Raw genomic sequence first — 20941 nt, 5'->3', positions numbered from 1 at the left:
TCACACCTTTCGTTGTATCAATATTCTTCTCTAATAACCTTTCTTTGTATCAAAGAAAGAACTAATATGACAAAGAAAAGAACAACAGCTAAAGCACTTGCATAACCCATTTTTCCGTACTCAAACGCGTTTTTGTATATATAGAAAGATATTGTTATGTTACGCAAGTTCCTAATAAGGAAGTATATCTGGTCAAATACCTGCATACATCCTATCGTTCCCATAATAGACACAAACACTATCTGAGGCCTAAGAAGAGGAACCGTTATCTTCCAAAACGTTTGCCACGCGTTAGCTCCATCGATTTTTGCAGCCTCGTATATACTCGATGGTATATCTTGTAAACCCGCTAAAAATGTAACCATAAAATATCCAGCTGTTGACCATATGTTCATAGCCATAATAGCAAAAAGAGCAATGCGCGGCTCGTTAAGATAATCTATAGGTTCAAACCCAGCCCAACCAAAGAGGCTAAGTAACATTTTATTCAATATCCCAGGTTTAGAGTAAATCAACCAAAAAATCATAGAAAGTGCTGCAGAGGAAGTAATCGCAGGCAAGAAAAATATCGATTTAAATATATTTACTCCACGTATCTTTGAATTCGCTGCAACAGCTAAAATAATTGCAAGCAATGTTTGGATAGGGACAACTATAAGAGAATACAATACCGCATTCCAAAAGGAGGTATAGAAATACATGTCTTTAAACATTTGCCTGAAATTTTCGAGTCCAACAAATTTAGGCACATACCTTGTAAACCTTTTCCCTTCGTTTCTGACATAATTTTTCAAGAACTCTGATATTTTTACTTCATTAGGTAATTTACCTTCTCTAAAATCGTTAATTAAATTAAGCGAATCAAAATTTTTCTTTATAACCTCTTTTTCTTCTTCGCTCAAGTTCACACCAACATCAAGTTCAACAAATGTAACAGGATCAAAAAAATTCATTATTTCATCAACTGAGTAATTCTTTGCTTCTTCTCTAAGAATACCCGTATGTATTTCTAAAGCTTCATAAGGATTGAAAGTATAAGTATATTTTCTTGCTTCGAGTGGTTGATAATCAGTCAAACTGTAGTAAAAGGCAGCAATTATAGGATATATTGTAAAAACTATGACAGTTAATATAACTGGAAGTGAAAATAAATAACCTACAATCTTCTCTTTTGTCTTATATTTCACAGGTCTCATAGTTATACCCCCATTGATTTTTAAATAAAAGGGAGGCGAGTGCCTCCCTCCGACTCAAAGACACTCAAATATTTTTATTTTCCAATCCACTTGTTGTAGTTTGTTTCGATTGTCTTTATAGCCTCATCTAAACTAATTTTTTCGTAGAAAAGGTCTTTAAGAAGTGAATTAATCTGGTCATTTGCAGTTGCAAAGAGACCTGTTGGTGTTAATACTTTCCAAGGAACTCCGTATTCTGCACCTTTATAGAAAACTTGTTTTATAGGATCTTTATCTTGTGCCGCTAAGGACTTTCTTGATGCCAATACTCCAGCACCTTCTACGAATATTTTCTGACCTTCTGTTACAAGGAATTTGAGAACTTCCCATGCTGCATCTTTGTTTGGAGTTGCTCTATTTATCGACCAAGCAACTGTGTAAATCATTGTTGATTTCTTTATACCTTTTGGCATTTCAACAACCGCAACTTTTTTGAATGTATTTGGGAAAGAATCTCTCATGAACCCGATTGTCCAAGGTCCTTCCATAACAACAGCACATTTCTCTGTCGATATGGCTTCTCCAAGCCAACCAGAACCAAGCGCAGAAGGTTCTTTTGCAACTTTGTATTTTGTTACAAGGTCGATGTAGAATTGCAAACCTTTTCTTGAATTTGGTTCACCAAGGGCTGTTGAAAGGTCTGGTTTTACAAGTCTTCCTCCAAAGCTAATTATAAATGGTATAACTCTATTGAAATCTGGTGCAAGCGCGAGTGGTGTTTCGTAACCTGCTTTTTTAAGTTGTAGTAATTTGTTGAGGAAAGTATCCCAAGTTTCATTATTTGTTAAATAAGGGACTTTGTACTTATCGAATATTTCTTTGTTAAACCAAACTGCGAGAGTTGAGAAGTCTTTTGCTATACCGTACAACCTATTTTGGTATTTAAATGCATCAATCAAAGATGAATAAAAGTCGTTGATATCAAAATTATCACGTTTTACATACGTATCAAGTGGAAGTAATACATTTGCCCTTGCGAGCTCTTCGAATACGTACACATCGACGTAGAATATATCAGGACCTGTTCCACCGGAAAGTCTTGTCATAAGTACTTGCTTGTAATCACCAGCGATTGGCTCCCAAACAACTTCGATTCCCTTTTGTTTTCCAATTGTGCTGTTGAATGTCTCTACAGCTTTCTTAATGGCTCCCTCTTCAACAGGGTTACCTGGCCATCCCGAAATAGTAATCTTCGTTGCAGCAAAAAGTCCAACTGTCAAAAGCACCGTTACCAAAACTACCATCAACTTTCTCATAAACCCTCAACCTCCTTTTTTTGAAATGAGGAACCTTTGTGTCCCTCTTATGACCAGTTTAGTTTTAACAATTTCAGAAGAAACGTTTTTCCCCAACGAAAGTTGGTGAAGTTTCCTAGCAACTTTTTCACCCACAAGCTCTATGTTTTGGTCAACAGTTGTTAAATCTGCTATCTCTGAAAGGAGGATATTATCGAATCCAACTATGGGAATATTGATATGATTTTTTTCACAAACTCTTAAAGCTGCATACGCCATAACATCCGATGTACAAAAAATCCCGTCGAAATTACCTATATGTTTTTCAACTATATCCTTTACTTTTTCGTCATCGTAGTAAGCATATTCTTTTATTATTCGAACATTTTCATTAGTGAAAGCTTCATAGAATCCCTTGTAACGCTCTTTTTCAAAGGGCAGTGTAGGATCACCGCCAACAAAAAGAACTTTTTTACATCCAATCTCCATCAGATGTTGGCCAGCTTGAAAACCACCTAAAAAATTGTCTGTATCGACAAATATGAAGTTATTTTTATTATTTCTACCAACGCAGACAAAAGGCACTTCCATGCTATTTAAAAGTTCCACTCTCGGGTCATCGTCTTTAAGATCCATTAAAATAAACCCATCAACCATTTTAGAAAACACCAAACTTTTATAATACTCAACAACATCACCTTTAGTAAAGACATCGACAATTAACTTCAATCCTTTTTCAGATAAATACTTAACCGCTCCTTTCAAAAACTTTGATGCGTAAGAATCCTCAAAGACCCTTTCAACACCGCTCATAACAGCAAGAGCAAAGACACCTGTTCTACGTGTTCGAAGCGATTTGGCAACCGCGTGAGGTGTGTAACCGTAAGCTTTTACAACTTCCAGTACCTTTTCTCTTGTTTCAGGTTTAACCTTCTCTGGATCGTTAAAAACCCTCGAAATAGTCGCTACAGAAACCCCACACAGTTCAGCAATTTTTTTAATCGTCACAAATTATTCCTCCTCACAAAAACTTTGTAAATAAATAGTTTTTAATTAATTTGATAAAATGTAATCGTTTACTGTAATCGATTACATAAGTAATATATCACACAAAATGTTAAAAAAAGAAATCTGAAAAAACATTTCTAGCACGAAAAAAATAATATAAAAAAAGCAAAAAGTAAATTTTCTTTCTTTTCTCTTCACTTTTTTTACTTTTTCCTATATTTTTTACTAATAACTATCTAGCACAAATCCAAAATTATTTTTTTAATAATAAATTATGCAATTAATAGAATTAAAGCAGTAATCATCACGTTATCAAACCTCATCTTCACAGATAGTTCGGATTAAATTCCCACCATACTCCACATAATTTTAATAATGAAGAAAGATGTTGTAGTCGAAATAAAAGAAAGCTTTAAGAATAATATAGATAGGAAAACAAAAGAATTTAAGAAATTAAACAAGTAAAAGAATAGACTGAGAGAAGTGAAAATAGATGGAAAAGAGAGGGATACGGAACAAGGTTATATAAATTATCGGGTAGAAAAGCAGAAAAATCTAATAGCCGAAAACCGGCCGTCTTAATATTTATTAAGCAATCAAGGGAGCTTAAAGCCCCCTTGATTGTATTATTATAAGTAATTTCTTATTTCTTTGGATTTTCTATCATTTTCTTTATAGTAATTGGAAGGGTGTACTTACCATCAGCTTTTTCGAAACCTTGGTTTGGAGCATAGTCTGGAATAATAGGTTCTTGCTCGCCACCAACCAAAATAACTACAGCTCTTGCTTTAAGTGTATTGGGGTCTGTTACACCTATCTTGTCTAAAGGTACTGAAATTTCAAACCTTGTTTTTCCATCATCTGTTGTTTTACTTTCAATTTTATATAATGGCTTTCCATCAATCTGACCATTATCCGTAAGTAATACAAATTCCCCTTCTTTATATACTGACAAAAAACCAAACAAAAAAACCAAATCAATATTACCATTTTCAATTTTTAGTGTTTCCTTTCCATTCTCATCTTTAAGTGCACTTGCGCCATTTGTTCCAGATAAGTCAACTAATATCGTAGGCAAAAACTTAGGAATAGGACCTAGTACTGTATCTTCAACTTCAGTTTTAATTTCTCCAGCAATGTAAAGATTTTTTTCATCAAAGATTATGCCTGCTTTGTATATTTCATTGCCTGAAGGTTTTGAATCATCACTTGGATCGGTATAAATATAATCTCCCCAATCAGATAGATCTCCGTCAACTGTTATGGTTTTCAATAGAGGTGGTTTTTCGAACAACGCACAGCTTGTCACAAATATCACTAACAATACTGATAGAGCTATAAAAAGCACTTTCCTCATAATTTACTCCTCCTCCTTTTTTATAGTGTAGGATCTAATCACAAAAATAATACCACAATTTTATTACAAAACATAATCTATTATGAGAACATTTCAAATAAAAAAATATTACAAATAGTTTTCATCGTTTTCAATCTTTATCATTTAACAAAAAAATAGAAACTTATCCTGGGCTATAAATCATTTTTCTTTTCTTTGTTTTAAACCTCTCTGATTCATTGAAAATCATGAAATAGTCGCTCTTAGAATATTTTCTACAGAAATCGCCGCACAACTCAGCGATATTTTAATACCCACAAGTTATTTTAATTAACAAAAAGTAATTTTTTTGTAATCAATTACATTAGTAGCATATCATAACTAAATGTGAAAAAAGAAATCTGAAAAAACATTTCTAGCACGAAAAAAATAATATAAAAAAAGCAAAAAGTAAATTTTCTTTCTTTTCTCTTCACTTTTTTATTTTTTCCTATATTTTTTGCTAATAACAATATAATGCTAATCCAAAGTTCTATATTTTATTGATATTTTATGTTATAATAATTTATGGGAGTGATTTTTATGGAAAATATCAGAAAAGCAAATGTTTCAGATTCTGATGTTGTCGCAACACTTATTTTGGAGACCGGGTTTCGATTTTTACCTCTGATTTTTGGACCACACGTTAAGTTAATACTTGGAAGATTAATTAAAACTCCAGGAACAGTGTATTACTTAGATAACATATACGTTCTTGAATTAGACGAAAGTAAAGTTGTTGGAGTTATAGTTTGTTATCCTGGAGGGGTTATAAGAAAAAGAGCACTAAAGACCGCGGCGGTTTTATTTCAGTTAATGGGGTTCGAACTTATAAAACGTTTAGGAATTTTCAGATTAGTTTGGACGAGAAACAAAGTAAGCAAAAATGAATTTTACATATCTAACGTAGCTGTAGATAAAAACCATCGCGGTATGGGTTATGGTAAGAAGTTGATGCTTTACGCCGAAAAACTTGCACATGAAAATGGGTTTTCAAAAATCACATTAGATGTGGAAAATACAAATACGGCAGCAATAGATTTATATAAGCGAATCGGTTACGTTGGAAAAAGTGTCAAAAGGATAAATATAAAAGGAAATAAATTTGTTTTTGTAAGAATGGAAAAGAAATTATCGTAAAAAATACCGAAGAAAATTATTGCGAGGTGCTGTAATGAGCAAAGCATTTCAAACGATTGAAAAATGTCCAGGATGTGGTTCAGAAATTCAACACGATAAACCAGGAAAGCCTGGTTTTATACCAGCTGATGTTTATGAAAGACGCTTAAAAGAAGGAAAAGAAATACTTTGCCAAAGATGCTTTAAATTAAAACATTACGGTATGCTTGTTGGAGAAGTTGATGAAGATGAAATAATAGATTTTTTAAGAAAAACTGTTACAAAATTCAATAGTTTTATGTATGTTTTAGACATATTTGATTTCGAGGGAACTTATAGACCAGAAATTAATGAGATGATTAAAGATAAGAATGTAATCTACGTTGTAAATAAATTCGACATATTACCAAAATCCGTTAGCGGTGCACAGCTCAAAAAATGGTTAGCAGATAGAATAAATAACGCAAATGGTGATAATATATTTATAACGAGCACAAAAAACGAATTCGGAATTAGTAAATTAAAAAAGTACCTTGAAAATCTTCGTGGTGAAATGTTAGTTTTAGGTGTGACAAACGTTGGAAAATCTTCTTTGCTTAAAAAATTAACAAATTCGAAGGTAACAGTTTCGCCATATCCTGGGACAACCATAGGAATAGTAAAACACAAGCTGAAAAATTTGAAAGTTTACGATACTCCAGGTATAATTGTTAATGATAGAATGATAGATTTATTTGACGCAGATTGCCAAGCAAAAGTTCTTGCAAAAGGTGAAGTTAACAGAAAAACATTTAAACCTTATCCAGGAGAGGTTATTTTTATCGGCGGTCTGTGCAAGATAAGTTCCAAAATGAAAAATGAAGAAAATCTGAGACCTATATTCCAAATATTTGCTCCAGAAAATGTATCATTCCACAAAACCAAGAACAAAAATTTCATAGATAACTTTCCAAAATATTTTGGAAAAGAACTTGTTCCACCATGCAAAAAGATGGATATAAGTGGTTTGAATTTTAAAAATTTAAGTATAGAAGTTAATGAAGGGTTTGAATTATCAATCCCCGGATTGTGCTGGATAAATATTAAGCGTGGGCCAGTTCAATTCGATGTGTACTTACCAGAAAACGTTTCAGTATACATACGTCCTTCATTAATACAACCGAAAAGAAAATTTAAAAATAGTTAACATTAATATCCCATTAGATTTCAGAGAGGAGGAGTATCATATGAAAAAGAAGGAGATGCCCATTGTTGCAGGGGTAAGCAACAGACATGTTCACCTTTCAAGAGAAGATGTTGAAATTCTCTTTGGGAAAGATTACCAACTCACACCAATAAAAGATTTAGGTCAACCAGGACAATTCGCATGTAAAGAAACAGTAATTATCGCCGGACCGAAAGGTACAATCGAAGGTGTAAGGGTCCTTGGACCAGAAAGAAAGGAAACACAGGTTGAAATTTCCCTTACTGACGCTTTTAAACTTGGTGTAATGCCGCCTGTCAGAGATAGTGGTGATTTAGAAGGCACCCCTGGAATAACAATTATTGGTCCAAAAGGTACCGTTGTTAAAAACAAGGGAGTTATAATCGCTAAAAGACACATACATATGCATACAAACGATGCGGAAAAGTTTGGAGTAAAAGATAAGGATATAGTTAAGGTTATAGTCGAAAAGGGCGATAGAAAATTAATATTCGACGATGTGCTTATAAGAGTTAGTGAAAAGTTTGCTCTCGAATTCCATGTTGATACGGATGAAGCGAATGCTGCTATGCTTAAAACAGGAGATTACGTTTATATCGTAGAAGAATAAATATATTTAAGTTTAATTATTTGCCTATGCCTTCGAGGTGATTTATCTGAAAGTGTATTATGAGTTTAAGGTTTATGAATTCGAGGAATCTCTTAGAGGATATGAATTGTTGAAACGTCTGAATTTAAATAAAGAAGAACACTTAATTGTTGTAGATGGAGAACTTTACACAGAAGATAGGGTTATAAAGAAGGATAAAGAAGTAAAACTCATTAAAGTAACAAGTAGTGGATAATTCCATTCTCATCTGTTTTAAAATAAAAATTCATCCAGGAGGTTTAACAGTGGACATTTTTCTAACAACTATTGCAATTAGTTCTGCGTCTTTAAACATATTTTTGCTTTTTTGGATGAGAAAGAATAATAAGAAAATAAAATACCTATCTTCTCAACTTCAAAAATTCAGAGATTTATCAACGAAGTTTAGAGATATAGTTGTACAGAGAGAAGAGTTGTTCTACAAAAACATACATGAAGTATCTCTAAGTTTTGTCAATGATGTAGAAAACAGTTGTTTAGTTACATTCCAAGGTGAAAATGGTAAGATCGTTTCATATAAAGGAAAAATTTTCAATCCATCTATAATTTCTTCTAAAAAAGTTAAAAAAACCGATTTCCCTTACTCTGCAGAAAGGGTTTATGTAACAGATAGAAAGAAATTTGCAGATATTTTCGATAATTCAATAAATTCAGATTCCAAAGTATTGGTATCAGATATACATATTGGTGGAGAATTAAAAGCAAAACTTCTTTTAGAAAAAGAAAAACCCTTCGTTTCAGAAGAAATAGAAATTCTTAAAAGTTTGAGTGGGTTTATGACATCGTTTATAGCAACGCATACTTATCTTTCAAACCAAGGAAGATTTCAAAAAGACATGATAATAACTATGATAAGAATCCTCGAGTACCACGATCCTTATACAAAAGGTCATTCAAAAAATGTTGCTAATTTAGCTTCTTTACTTGCGGAGAAATTAGGTTTAAGCGATGAGATGATAAAGAAAACATATTGGGCTGCACTGGTTCATGATATTGGAAAAATCGTTATACCATCTTCTATATTAAATAAAGAAGGAAAGCTCACAATCGAGGAATTTGAAGTAATAAAAAAACATCCAGTTTATGGTCATGACTTTTTATCAACTTCTGATGAATTAAAAGAACTTGGAAAATATGTTTTGCATCATCATGAAAGATGGGACGGAAAAGGATACCCCGCAGGTCTTTCGAAAGAAGATATACCATTGATATCCAGAATTATATCCGTTGTAGATGCTTGGGATGCTATGAGAAGTGATAGACCTTACAGAAAAGGTTTACCTGAAGAAATAGCAAAAAAAGAATTAATAGAACATTCTGGGGTTCAATTCGATCCAAATATTGTAAAAGCATTTTTGGAAATTGTATAACAATAAATTGTAAGTTTTAAATGAAAGGGGGACAAGTAATGTTGAAGTTCACTGTCAGTAAATCGGAAATTGAAAAGAAAATTTCAATTGCTTCCTCAGCAATCGGTTCGCGAACGGTTGATCCTATTCTCCAATGTTTACTTTTTAAACCATTAAATGGGCATATAAATATATACGCAACAGACTTACAAACTTCTGTTATTTCTCAGGTTCAAGTTGGAGAATATGAAGGCAATGATGCTTTTGCAGTAGACGCAGAATTAGTTGATGATATTGTCCGAAATCTGCCAGAAGATGAGGTTATATTCGAATATAGCAATGGGAAATTGTTGGTTAGAAGTGGAAAAGCAAAATATAATATTACAACGGTTTCAGATATAGAAAGATTTCCTATAGTTGACACAGATGAAAGTGGAGTAAAATTTTCTGTAGAAACTTCTATACTCGAGGAAATGCTAGATAAAGTCAGTTTTTGCGCTTCAAGTGAGAGTGCAATGAGAGCTTTGAATGGTGTGTATTGGGAAATCCATGGTGGATTTTTGAGGTTAGTTGCGAGTGATGGTTACAGATTAGGTTTAGCAGAGCAAAAATTAAACTTAGAAAACGAATTTGATTTTATCATCGCTCTCAAAAGTATAAAAGAACTGGAAAAACTTTTATCCAGTACAACAGAGCCTGTGGTAAATATAACTTACGATCATTCTCTTGTATCGTTTAACGCAGGTGATGTAACAATTATTGTTAGAACTGTTGAAGAAACATTCCCAGATTATAAACGCGTATTGCCAAAGGCATTTAAGACCAGAGTGATTTTAAATTTAGATGATTTTTCAGAAGCACTAAAACGTGTGATGGTAATATCAAAGAGAGGTAACGAAAAAGTTCAATTGAAAATAACGGATGATCTAATGGAGCTTACAAGTCAAAGTTCTGACTTTGGAGAAGCTGTCGAAAGTATTCCAATAACAAAAGACGGAGAAGATCTTATAGTTAACTTCAACCCTAAATTTCTCAACGAACCATTAAAACATATCGACGAAAAAGAAATCGAATTCAACTTTGTTGATAACCTCAGCCCACTTCAGATAAATCCAAGGAATGTAGGAGGTTATATATACATTGTTCTACCGGTAAGAGCATAGTCTATTGATTTAAGAAGGTGAGAGCATTGAAAAAAGGGTTTACACTCATCGAATTGCTAATAGTTCTTTCAATAATCGCTGCACTGATGTCGGTAGCAACACCTGTAGGCATTAATGCTCTTGCCCAAGCAAAAGCAACGAATGTTGCTGGAAATTTCAGAACACTCTATCAAGCTGTTGTTCAAATGTTAATGTTAGAACAAAGTCCACCCACAAGCGGTGACATATTAGATTATCTTGTAAAGAATAATTACATATCAACTAAACCAAATGGATTTGAAATAACTTATAAAGTTGAGAATGGTAAAGAATTTTATAGGATACGTTACATAAATTCAGACGTAGATGTGCTTAAGGTAAAATCCGTAAACACAATGATAAGCTTGGATGAATCCAATAAACTTATAATAGATATACCGAGAAAGTAAATAAAATTAAAGGGGATAAATAAAAACGTATGCTTAAATTAATAAACCTATCGAAAGAATTTCTGGATGAAAACGGACAAAAGAAAATAGCTTTAAAAAATATAAATGCCGAGTTTGATTATGGAAATGTTGTTGCTGTAATAGGCGAAAATGGTAGTGGTAAAAGTACACTATTAAATATTATTGCTACTTTTTTAAAACCATCAAATGGTTTGGTTCTTTTAAATGAAAAAAATATATTTGAAGATATTAAGAAGTACAGAGAAATGGTATCATACGTCTCTGAAAAAGGCACATTCATAACTGAACTTAGTGTTGAAGATAATCTCATTTATTTCAGTAAAATCTTTAAATCAAATGCAAATATTAAAGATATATTAGAAAGAGTTGGAATCACCCATATTTTGAAAAACAAACCAAGTAGTCTTTCAAAAGGACAGCAGCAAAGACTTTCTCTTGCAATTAGTATGTTGAAAAATCCAAAAATCGTTTTATTAGATGAACCGGCTGAAGGACTTGACGTAGAAACCAAAGAGGTTGTAAAATCTTTAGTTAGCGAGTATAAAAACACAGGTAAGTTGGTATTTTACGTCACACACGATGAAGATGAAATAGAAGATGTTTGTGACAAAATTCTTGTTTTAAAATCTGGTGAAAGCTTATTTTGCGGTAGCGTAGAAGATTTTTGGAGAGAATATGAAAAATTCTATAGAGTTACTTATATCTTTGGTGGAGAAAAGAGAACAAAGATAATGAACCTTCAAGAATTGAACAAAATTAGTGGTCAATTGAATATCGTTCATGTGCGCAATTTAGGCTTGAGAGAAATAATCAATTTGGATGAAAAAAATAATTAGAAGGGAGCTTCATAATGATTATTAAAGGAAAAATTTCAAAAATAAGGCCTCTTGAAATAGGTGATTCGAAAATACTCGTTGAATACCTAAATAATGAGGAAGTAAAAGAATACCTAAGTCTTGTCTTCCCAATTAACAACTTCTTGGAAGAAGAGTGGATAAAAAGAAACGCCATTTCACATAATAACTTGACATTCGCGATAGAAGCTGACAATAAAATTATTGGAACAGTTGGATTCAAGGATATAGATTGGATAGCCCGTAGTGCGGAATATGGCATAGCTATATATACACCGGAATATTGGAACAAAGGTATAGGCACCGAAGTTACACAATTGATGCTTAAATATGGTTTTGAATACCTAAATCTCAATAGAATTTGGCTGAGAGTCTTTGAAAACAATCCAAGAGCTCAAAGGGTCTATGAAAAATGTGGTTTTATCCAAGAAGGAAGGGAAAGACAAGGCAGATACTATAAAGGGCATTACTGGGATGTAATTCGTATGAGTATACTTGCTGAAGAGTATTGGAGGATAATGAGTGAGTATTAAGGAGTATAAAACATAAAGCTTACTAGGAGGTGAGGCTATATGCTCTTTTATGACCCAACGTTTATACTTTTAATTCCTGCTTTACTACTTGCATTGTGGGCACAAATTATGGTTCAGTCTAATTTTTCAAAATATTCTAACGTGCGTTCACGAATAGGTATGACTGGTTCTGAATTAGCAAGGTTTATATTAGACTCCGCGGGCCTTTACGATGTAAGAATTGAAAGCATACCGGGGACGTTAACCGATCACTACGATCCAAGAGCAAAAGTTGTAAGGTTATCACAAGCAACTTACAATAGTGATTCCGTTGCGGCTTTAGGTGTTGTAGCCCACGAAATCGGTCACGCTATTCAACATGCGAATCACTACGTACCACTGGTTGTAAGAAATGCTATAGCTCCTGTCGCAAGTTTTTCATCAAACCTTGCTTGGATATTCTTCATAATAGGTATATTTACTGGAGCAATGGGGCTCGCGCAATTTGGAATACTTCTTTTTTTGGCAGTTGTATTATTTTCCATAATAACACTACCTGTTGAATTTAATGCAAGTAGTAGAGCTTTAAAAATTCTCGAAAAAAACCTCCTCATGCCAAAAGATGAACTTAAAGGCGTAAAAGCAGTACTTTCCGCAGCAGCCATGACTTATGTAGCATCAACCCTTATGGCAATAATGCAACTTATTAGAATGATACTCATTACAAGAAGCAGAGACTAAAATATTAAAAAAGATTCTAACAAAATCAAAAAAAGCTACTGGGTTCAGCTCTACCCAGTAGCTTTTTTTATTATACTGATTATGATTCCAATAACAATCAAAACCAAACTGGCAAAGAGAAACAAAAATTTAAGAGTAATAAAAGAAGATATCGGCAAGAAAAAAACAGAAGGAATCTTGCTTTCAAAAAATTTTGCTAAAATCAAAGTAATATTTTCTAGCAAATCACAAATTCCACCAAAAAGTGGTATTAAAGTTAAAAAGGAATTAGCTAACTCAAGATTTTTCGAAAAAATTCGCACTACAAGACTCCAAAGAAATAAAGCATAAAACAAAGCAAAAAAAGAATCCACAACATGGAAATACACAAAAATTTGAACACTGCTACTTGGTATCTTTCTTATATACATTTCTATTTCCGAAGCTCTTACGAAAAACTTAGCTTCTATTAATTTTTCGCCTAATGATTTATCCAATAGTTTTCCAAATGGTCCAAAGACAAAATACCCAATAATTATAGCGAAAACCAGAAAAGTTATTATTGCTTTCCAACTTCCAAAAATATAAATATCGGGTCTATCCATAAAAATCACCAGCTTTTTTTATTTTATATTACTAACAACCCAAAAAATATAACCACCTCCTTTAATTATAAAATTTTCAGATTAACTAAAGAATTTTTTGAATATCTTCGGTCTTTTCTTCAATCTGAGCCATTGCGGCCAAAAGTTTTTTCTGATTATCAATGAAAATTTTGAAAGAATTCTCTATTTCTTCGGAAATTATAATTATATTACTTAAATTAGACTTTATGTTATTTATTTCTTCCTTTTGGTGTTCGTAAGTTTCTACCATGGTCTCAAAATTATTTGTCATATACCCAACATTGTCTATAAATTTATCAAGTGATTTTGAAACATCTCTGTTTCTCTCTATTATAAGATTCAAATTTTCTATCAACTCTGAAAGTTCCTTTCTGAAATTAACAAATTGATTTAATATCCCACTAATATCTTCTTCTATTGTTTGAGCAAATTTTGTGGTTTCATTGGAAAGACTTCTAACTTCTGAAGCAACAACAGCAAAACTTTTCCCAGCTTCTCCTGCCCGCGCTGCTTCTATTGAGGCGTTTAAAGATAACAAATTAGTCTGGACCGCTATGTCTTTTATCATCTTTGTTACATCTTTTATTTTCTCAAAATCATTGTTGAGTTTTTCAAAAGTATCTTTTAAGAACGAACTTTTACGCTCAAATTCAACTAATAGTTTTTCTGTTTCCATGTTTTTAACTTTATTCTCGTTTGATATATCTATTATTTCTCTATTTAATTTTCCAGAAACGTTTATTATCTCCTCAAATTTTGCACTTGTATCTAAAACATCATCAAGAAATTTCGTAAACAATTCAACACTTTCCATAAGATTTGAAATATCTTTCTTTGCAATATTAAATGTTTCTCTTATCTCTGCTTCTACCTTATTGAATTCTTCAATTTCTTTCACTGTTGCTTGGGATAATTCATTAACTTTATTCTTTGATTCCACAAGTTTTTGTATAAACTTTTCTTGTTCCGCCATTAAATTTGAAATAGCTTCGTTCATATTTTTTGCTTCAACAAAAGCATTAATTGCCCTTGATGTAATATAAGCAGCTACAGTCAAACCAAAAGCGAGCTGGCCGATGTTGAAAAACATAAAATCAAGAGAAATAATTTTAACAACGGAAAGTATAGAAAGAACTGTCGAACCGACAACACCGGCAAATCCAAAAGCTATTATTCTCTCATTCAGCTTCTTAGCGTTTTTAATAAGCATAATGGACATATATATAATTAGCAAAAGAGAAAATAAATAGAAATTAGCATAATTTTTTCTCAAAGAAGAAAGACTCGGTGAGATTAAAACTGGTATAAAAACAATCCAATAGAGAAATAAATAGATTTTTTCATATATTTTAATCGATTGCTTAAAAACTTCTTTCAAGAAGAAAAACGTTAAAAACATTGAAACGGCGGCACCGAATATGGCTAATTTTTTCCAAAAAAATATTGGAATTAAGAACAAATTCATTTCATCTATAGCAGTTAATGTTGGGAAGAAAACAGCCAAACTTCCAAGGATAAATGATTTTTCTCTTAATCCAAAAGAAAGTAGAACACCAATAAGTAAGAATGAAATCATAAAACCCGTACCCAAGTAGAACATACTAGACTCTATAACATTTGCGCGTTCTATAAATCTTAAAATTTCTTCTTTGTCACCTATATAAATTTTCTTCTCCACTCCACCATTGCTAATGAAAGATATTTCAATTTTTATCTTACCATCCATTATAACAGGAAAATACCTATGCCAGCTATTCAAATTCCCTTTAGAACTGTAAAGTTCATAAATAAGTTCATTATTTCTGTAAACTCTCACATATTCATTTGCAGTAAAGGCAACAGCCAATACCTTTCCTTTGTATTTATCTCCATCTGTTTCAAAAATCATATTATGCTTGGAATTATCATTGTAAGAGGCAAATATCGGAAATTCAACCTCTTTATTATCCAAGACAACTCGAAAATCTTTAAATTCTTGAATATCAAAGTTTAATCGATAAAAAGATATTAAAAAAACAGCCAAAAAAATTAGAAAAAAGCCGGCAAAATAAAACATTAGATTTTTAAAAATCATATTCATACAACCTTTTCACTCCCCAATTTTCGAGTTTTTATGTTGTTAAGTATATTATACTATAAAGGTTTTAAAAATTAAAGAGCCAGGAGCCATTAATTTTTCGGCTCCTGGCTTTTTATATTAGAATTTAATTATCAATTATTCGGAAGCAGAACTATTTCCACCTTGTGCTTGTTGTTTGTAGAGATATTCTCCAATTTTCATACTCTCTCTTTGTAAATCATCGTAAAGCATTTTAATCTTTGCAATATCGTCTTTGGTTATAGCATCCCTAAGGTCTCTAATTATTTCTTCAAGCCTTGACTTCGTATCAGCTGGTATCTTGTCTTCGTTTTCTTTTATGATTTTCTCAATATGGTAAGCTGTATCATCCGCTCTGTTCTTGAGTTCAACCTCTTCTCTCTTCCTCTTATCTTGCTCTTCGTACATCTGAGCTTCTTTAATCATTCTTTCGATATCTTCACTGTTGAGTTGATGTCTTCCCGTCACAACCATCGATTGCTCTTTTCCAGTACCGAGATCTCTTGCGGAAACGTGGACTATACCGTCTGAGTCTATATCAAAGGTAACTTCGATTTGTGGCACACCTCTTGGTGCAGGTGGAATACCTACAAGTTGGAAGCTTCCAAGGAATATGTTATCCCTTGCCATAGCACGTTCGCCTTGGTAAACCCTAACTTCAACACTTGTCTGACCATCTTCCGCAGTTGTGAATATCTTACTCTTCTTAACAGGAATAGTTGTATTTCTTGGAATAATCGGTTCAAGTAATCCACCCTTTACTTCCACACCAAGTGTTAAAGGTGTTACATCCACAAGTACAACATCCTTATCCTTTGCACCTTCTGTACCACCAAGAATAGCTGCTTGAATAGCTGCACCTATTGCAACCGCTTCGTCTGGGTTAACGTTCTTGTTTGGATCTTTTCCAAATATATCTTTTATGAATTTCTGTACCATTGGAACTCTTGTCATACCACCAACAAGTATTATCTCATCGATATCTTGTGGTTTAAGTTTGGCGTCGTTCAAAGCTCTTTCGATAGGTTCTCTTGTTTTTTCAACAAGATCCCTTGTTAACGATTCAAACATCGCTCTTGTTAATTTCATTTCTAAGTGAAGTGGTCCTTCGGCGGTTGCTGTAATGTACGGCAAGCTTATATCCGTTTCAAGCTTCGAAGAAAGTTCAATCTTTGCTTTTTCTGCAGCATCTCTCAATCTTTGAAGAGCTTGTTTGTCATTCCTTAAATCGATACCGTATTGTTTTTTAAACTCTTCCGCTAAGTAATCTATAATCCTCTGGTCAAAATCATCTCCACCAAGGTGGTTGTTACCGCTCGTTGCTATAACTTGTATTACGCCTCCACCTATTTCAAGAATAGAAACGTCGAATGTACCACCACCAAGGTCGTAAACAAGTACTTTTCTTTCACCTTCCATCTTATCCAAACCATACGCAAGAGCTGCGGCAGTTGGCTCGTTTATAATTCTTAAAACTTCAAGCCCAGCTATGATACCAGCTTCTTTTGTTGCTTGTCGTTGAGCGTCGTTGAAGTAAGCTGGACAAGTAATAACTGCCTTTTTAATTTCACCACCGAGATATTCTTCCGCGTCTTTTTTGAGCTTTTTGAGTATGTACGCACTGATTTCTTGGGGAGTGTACTCTTTGTCATCGATCCTCACCTTATAATCTGATCCCATCTTTCTTTTGATAGATTTTATAGTTCTATCTGAGTTAAGAATAAGTTGTCTCTTGGCTGGTTCACCAACAAGAATTTCACCGGATTTTGTGAACGAAACAATGGAAGGGGTTGTTCTACTACCTTCTGCATTTGGAATAACCTCCACACTTCCATCTGGCTTCATCCATGCTATAACCGAGTTTGTCGTACCAAGGTCAATACCAACTACAAATTCTTTCTTTGACATATATCTTCACCTCCAAAAAATTTTTATTTTTTTAGTCCAGTTATATTTTACAAGATTAGCAATCATTTGTCAAGAGTGATAATTAAAAAATCAAAAAATTTTTCGGAGATGAAAAAGTCAGCCTAAATGATTAAATGGCTGACTTGATATGATTTATTAAATTTAATAAATCAATTTAAATAATTTAAATGATACCAAACTTAAAAACAGAACGATGCTTATAAATTTCTCCCGGTCTTAGCACCGTGTTTGGGAAGTTTTCATGGTTTGGTGAATCTGGAAAATGTTGTGTTTCAAGACAAAATCCCGTATGTGCATCGTAATTCTGTCCTCTTTTTCCATTTAATCCCGGCAAATAATTACCTGTATAGAATTGAAGACCTGGCTGAGTCGTGTAGAGTTCCATTGATATACCAGTTGATGGTTCATATACTTTCGCGGCAAATTCAGAATTCAATACGAAGTTGTTGTCGTAACCTTTAGCATTTGAATTTTTCAATTTTTCTATTGCGTCTCCAAGCCTTGTTTCCTTCCTCAAATCGTATAAAGTATCTTCAACAGGCATAATATCACCAGTTGGAATTAGATTTTCATTAACAGGCGTGTATTTATCGGCATTCAAAACAACAATATGATCGTATATTTTTCCACCACCAGCTAAGTTAAAATAGGTATGTTGGGTGAGATTAACTATCGTAGGTCTATTTGTTGTGGCAGTGTAATCAATTTTAAGCTCGTTCTCGTTTGTTAGTGTGTAAGTAACAGAAACATCTAAATCCCCTGGGAAGCCTTCGTCGCCATCATGGCTAAAATATTTCAAAGTTAGGATTGGGCCGTTTGGTGTTATCTCACCAAAAGCTTTCCAAACTTTTTTATTAAATCCCTTATATCCGCCGTGAAGTGTGTTTGGCCTTTCTTTATCGTTCAAAGCCAATTGATAAGTTACGCCATCTATTTCAAATTTTCCGTAAGCTATTCTGTTTGCAAATCTTCCTACTAAAGTTCCAAGATAACCTGGATTTCTTTCGTATTCTTCTAAAGAGTTAAAGCCAAGAACTATATCTACAAAATTTCCATTTTTATCTGGAACCCATAGTTCCCTTATAATTCCTCCATATGTTAAGACCTTCATCATAACTCCGTTTTTATTCACTAATGTATATTCCTGCACGGCTATACCTTCGGTAGTTGCACCGAATTCTCTTTTGTCTATTGAGCCAAAGAACATTTCAACTCACTCCTTCGCTTGAAGCGTTATATGTTATTTTTTATTTTTAAATTTTTCTATCTCTTCTTCTACCTCTTTAGCACCTTCTTCGTAAAATTTTTCTTCTTCTGGGTCTAACTCTTTCAGAAGTCTTAGGAATTCCCCAGCGTGAACCCTCTCTTCGTTTGCGATATCGATCAGAACTTCTTTAGCTAACTCATTATCTGTAGATTCAGCTAATTGCATGTAAAGTTGAATTGCCTCATACTCAGCCGCAATCATAAAGCGAATTGCCCTTATTAATTCTTCATGAGTTAATTTTCTTTCAGATTTTAATCCAGAAAACGCATTAGAAAATTCTGGCATTTTTTCACCTCCGCATTTTTGCATATATTTTTATATTTCACTCAAATCTTACAAATTCGTCTACAGCTTTTTCTATTACCGAGAGTGAGTTTTTCCAAAACTCCTCTTTTTGAATATCTATTCCAACACTCATGGCAACTTCTTCCGCTGTTCCCTTACCAGTTGAAGAAAGAAGTTTCTTATACATTTCAAAGAAGTTAGGATTATCTTTCATACTGTACACACCCAATCCAAAGAGCATTCCGAATGTATACGGGAAGTTGTAAAAATGGAATGTCGGAGAGTAATAATGAGGTTTAACAAGCCACATGTATGGATGCATGTAATTTTCGTCTAACCCTTCACCGTATGCTTCTTTTTGTGCTTTAAGCATTATTTCTTTAAATTCTTCAACACTTATAGGTCCAGATTTCCTTCTTTCGAATACTTCACTCTCAAATAAAAATCTGCTGTATATGTCTATAATTATCTGTACGGCATCCGAAAGTTCTTTGTCGAGGAGTGCTAATTTTTCATCCTTTAAGGTTGCTTCATTTTTTATTTGGTTCATCAGCAAAGTCTCGTTGAATATAGATGCTGTCTCCGCTAGTGTAGCTGGAGTTGTACTGTTCAAAGGCGTTTCATCCTTTAAGCAGTAGTTATGGAATGCATGACCTAGTTCGTGAGCCAATGTTAAGACATTATCTAACGTCCCATCAAAGCTCATTAGTATTCTCGACTCTTTGAGCGCTTTCACCGATGAGCAGAAAGCCCCTCCGCGTTTCCCAGGACGTGTTTCAGCATCAATCCAATGATTTTCAAAAGCATTGTCTATAAATTTCCCAAGCTCATCCGAAAAGTTCGAAAGTTTTTCCACAATGAATTTCCTTGCCTCATCAAATGACCATTTCTTATTGTATCCTCCTATAGGAGCGAAAAGGTCGTACCATGGAAGGCCGTTCTTGTGGCCAAGTAACTCGGCTTTTTTTCTAAGATACTTCCTAAGTATAGGCATACTTCCTTTAACTGCACTCATCATCGCATCAAAAGTTTCTTTGGATATCCTATTTTCCATGAGCATTGGTTCAAGAGGTGATGAATATCCTCTAAGGTTCACTTCCGTTAAAAACTCTCCTTTTATGCTATTTAAACATTGTGCAACAACTTGCGAAGCATTTTCACAAGCTTTTAACTCTGCCTCGTAGGCTTTCTTTCTAATTTCAGCTGATTCGTCATAAGCCATGTTTCTAACGCGCATCAATGGCAGTTTTTTCAATTCGCCGTTTATTTCAACTTCACAAAGAAGATTTGATGTCGTCTTTTCATATAGATTGTTCCAAGCGTTGCCTCCGGTAAGTCTCATAAGGCTGATTATTTTTTCTTCATTTTCTGAAAGAAGGTATTTAGAGAGCATTTTCTGTTCTTTAATAAAAAACTTATGAGATTTAAGCTCTTCCGATTTTAAATTTGAAAAGTCTATCTCTACGTTCTTCAAAAATTTTCTTAATTTTGTCCTTGCCAATGAGAGATTTACAAATTTGCTTCTGATAACATCAAGAAATTTTGCAGCGATTTCGTCGTTTGCATTAGCACTTAAAGTTAAGCTTGCATAATTATATAACTTCCCAGCGAGCAAGGACAATTCATTGAGTTTGTTTATAACATATTCCAATTTGGCTTCCAACCCATTGCCTTCGTTTATTAAGTTTTCATCCATCCAATTAAGAAAACCAGAAAGTTCTTTATCGATTCTTTGCAAATCATTTTTGAAACTCTCAGAATCAAAAGAAGGATAAATATTGCTCAAATTCCACCTCATTCTATAATCCCCCCAATCTGTAAGTAGTGCTAACATTCAATAACATTATACCACAATTGTGGTATA

General features: G+C 33.4%; 20 protein-coding genes. 10 read left to right on the top strand and 10 right to left on the bottom strand.

Going from position 1 to position 20941, the window contains the following annotated elements:
* Window positions 1-17: 17 nt before the first annotated feature.
* From AS161_RS01160 to AS161_RS01145, 4 genes are all read right to left on the bottom strand, one after another.
* Window positions 18-1196, bottom strand: a complete 1179-nt coding sequence (locus AS161_RS01160; protein ID WP_241241299.1) for a sugar ABC transporter permease — start codon at window positions 1194-1196, stop codon at window positions 18-20.
* A 74-nt stretch (window positions 1197-1270) separates the two neighbouring features.
* The gene (locus AS161_RS01155) at window positions 1271-2491 is read right to left on the bottom strand and encodes an extracellular solute-binding protein (RefSeq protein WP_164541485.1); all 1221 of its coding nucleotides are present in this window, start codon (window positions 2489-2491) and stop codon (window positions 1271-1273) included.
* A 6-nt stretch (window positions 2492-2497) separates the two neighbouring features.
* On the bottom strand, window positions 2498-3478 hold the full coding sequence (locus tag AS161_RS01150; protein WP_164541484.1) for a LacI family DNA-binding transcriptional regulator: 981 nt from the start codon (window positions 3476-3478) through the stop codon (window positions 2498-2500).
* Window positions 3479-4121: 643 nt separating this feature from the next.
* Entirely contained in the window at window positions 4122-4835 is a 714-nt protein-coding gene (locus tag AS161_RS01145) for a hypothetical protein (protein WP_164541483.1), read from the bottom strand.
* Window positions 4836-5396: 561 nt separating this feature from the next.
* Between AS161_RS01145 and AS161_RS01140 the strand changes: the two genes are divergently transcribed.
* The 10 genes from AS161_RS01140 to AS161_RS01095 all read left to right on the top strand — a co-directional run bounded on the left by AS161_RS01140 (window position 5397) and on the right by AS161_RS01095 (window position 12893).
* Entirely contained in the window at window positions 5397-5993 is a 597-nt protein-coding gene (locus tag AS161_RS01140; protein ID WP_011994354.1) for an N-acetyltransferase, read from the top strand.
* Window positions 5994-6027: 34 nt separating this feature from the next.
* Entirely contained in the window at window positions 6028-7158 is a 1131-nt protein-coding gene (gene yqeH, locus AS161_RS01135; RefSeq protein ID WP_164541482.1) for a ribosome biogenesis GTPase YqeH, read from the top strand.
* Window positions 7159-7198: 40 nt separating this feature from the next.
* On the top strand, window positions 7199-7786 hold the full coding sequence (locus AS161_RS01130) for a phosphate propanoyltransferase (protein ID WP_164541481.1): 588 nt from the start codon (window positions 7199-7201) through the stop codon (window positions 7784-7786).
* A 106-nt stretch (window positions 7787-7892) separates the two neighbouring features.
* A complete protein-coding gene (locus tag AS161_RS09370; RefSeq protein WP_277601794.1) occupies window positions 7893-8021 on the top strand; it encodes a hypothetical protein in 129 nt (42 codons plus the stop codon).
* A 49-nt stretch (window positions 8022-8070) separates the two neighbouring features.
* Window positions 8071-9195: an HD-GYP domain-containing protein gene (locus tag AS161_RS09285; RefSeq protein ID WP_241241298.1), complete on the top strand. Its 1125-nt coding sequence runs from the start codon at window positions 8071-8073 to the stop codon at window positions 9193-9195.
* 38 nt (window positions 9196-9233) lie between these two features.
* Window positions 9234-10337, top strand: a complete 1104-nt coding sequence (gene dnaN / locus AS161_RS01115; protein WP_164541479.1) for a DNA polymerase III subunit beta — start codon at window positions 9234-9236, stop codon at window positions 10335-10337.
* A gap of 26 nt (window positions 10338-10363) precedes the next feature.
* Complete coding sequence (locus tag AS161_RS01110) at window positions 10364-10765, top strand: type II secretion system protein (RefSeq protein WP_164541478.1); 402 nt, start codon at window positions 10364-10366, stop codon at window positions 10763-10765.
* A gap of 29 nt (window positions 10766-10794) precedes the next feature.
* Window positions 10795-11622, top strand: a complete 828-nt coding sequence (locus AS161_RS01105; protein ID WP_164541477.1) for an ABC transporter ATP-binding protein — start codon at window positions 10795-10797, stop codon at window positions 11620-11622.
* Window positions 11623-11636: 14 nt separating this feature from the next.
* The gene (locus tag AS161_RS01100; RefSeq protein WP_164541476.1) at window positions 11637-12173 is read left to right on the top strand and encodes a GNAT family protein; all 537 of its coding nucleotides are present in this window, start codon (window positions 11637-11639) and stop codon (window positions 12171-12173) included.
* Window positions 12174-12212: 39 nt separating this feature from the next.
* The gene (locus tag AS161_RS01095; RefSeq protein ID WP_164541475.1) at window positions 12213-12893 is read left to right on the top strand and encodes a zinc metallopeptidase; all 681 of its coding nucleotides are present in this window, start codon (window positions 12213-12215) and stop codon (window positions 12891-12893) included.
* A gap of 50 nt (window positions 12894-12943) precedes the next feature.
* On the opposite strand, the gene AS161_RS01090 is transcribed toward AS161_RS01095, so the two are convergent.
* From AS161_RS01090 to AS161_RS01065, 6 genes are all read right to left on the bottom strand, one after another.
* Window positions 12944-13477: an ATP synthase F0 subunit B gene (locus AS161_RS01090; RefSeq protein ID WP_164541474.1), complete on the bottom strand. Its 534-nt coding sequence runs from the start codon at window positions 13475-13477 to the stop codon at window positions 12944-12946.
* An 85-nt stretch (window positions 13478-13562) separates the two neighbouring features.
* Entirely contained in the window at window positions 13563-15578 is a 2016-nt protein-coding gene (locus AS161_RS01085; RefSeq protein ID WP_164541473.1) for a methyl-accepting chemotaxis protein, read from the bottom strand.
* A 135-nt stretch (window positions 15579-15713) separates the two neighbouring features.
* A complete protein-coding gene (gene dnaK, locus AS161_RS01080; protein WP_164541472.1) occupies window positions 15714-17504 on the bottom strand; it encodes a molecular chaperone DnaK in 1791 nt (596 codons plus the stop codon).
* Between the two features lie 184 nt (window positions 17505-17688).
* On the bottom strand, window positions 17689-18732 hold the full coding sequence (locus AS161_RS01075) for an aldose epimerase family protein (RefSeq protein WP_164541471.1): 1044 nt from the start codon (window positions 18730-18732) through the stop codon (window positions 17689-17691).
* A gap of 33 nt (window positions 18733-18765) precedes the next feature.
* The gene (locus tag AS161_RS01070) at window positions 18766-19077 is read right to left on the bottom strand and encodes a ferritin family protein (protein ID WP_011994368.1); all 312 of its coding nucleotides are present in this window, start codon (window positions 19075-19077) and stop codon (window positions 18766-18768) included.
* 37 nt (window positions 19078-19114) lie between these two features.
* Window positions 19115-20875, bottom strand: coding sequence for a M3 family oligoendopeptidase (locus tag AS161_RS01065; protein ID WP_164541470.1), 1761 nt, complete (start codon window positions 20873-20875; stop codon window positions 19115-19117).
* Window positions 20876-20941: the final 66 nt, after the last annotated feature.

The organism is Fervidobacterium sp. 2310opik-2 (assembly GCF_011057735.1).
GTDB classification, from domain to species: domain Bacteria; phylum Thermotogota; class Thermotogae; order Thermotogales; family Fervidobacteriaceae; genus Fervidobacterium; species Fervidobacterium nodosum.
This window is presented reverse-complemented; position numbering and strand designations above follow the sequence as displayed.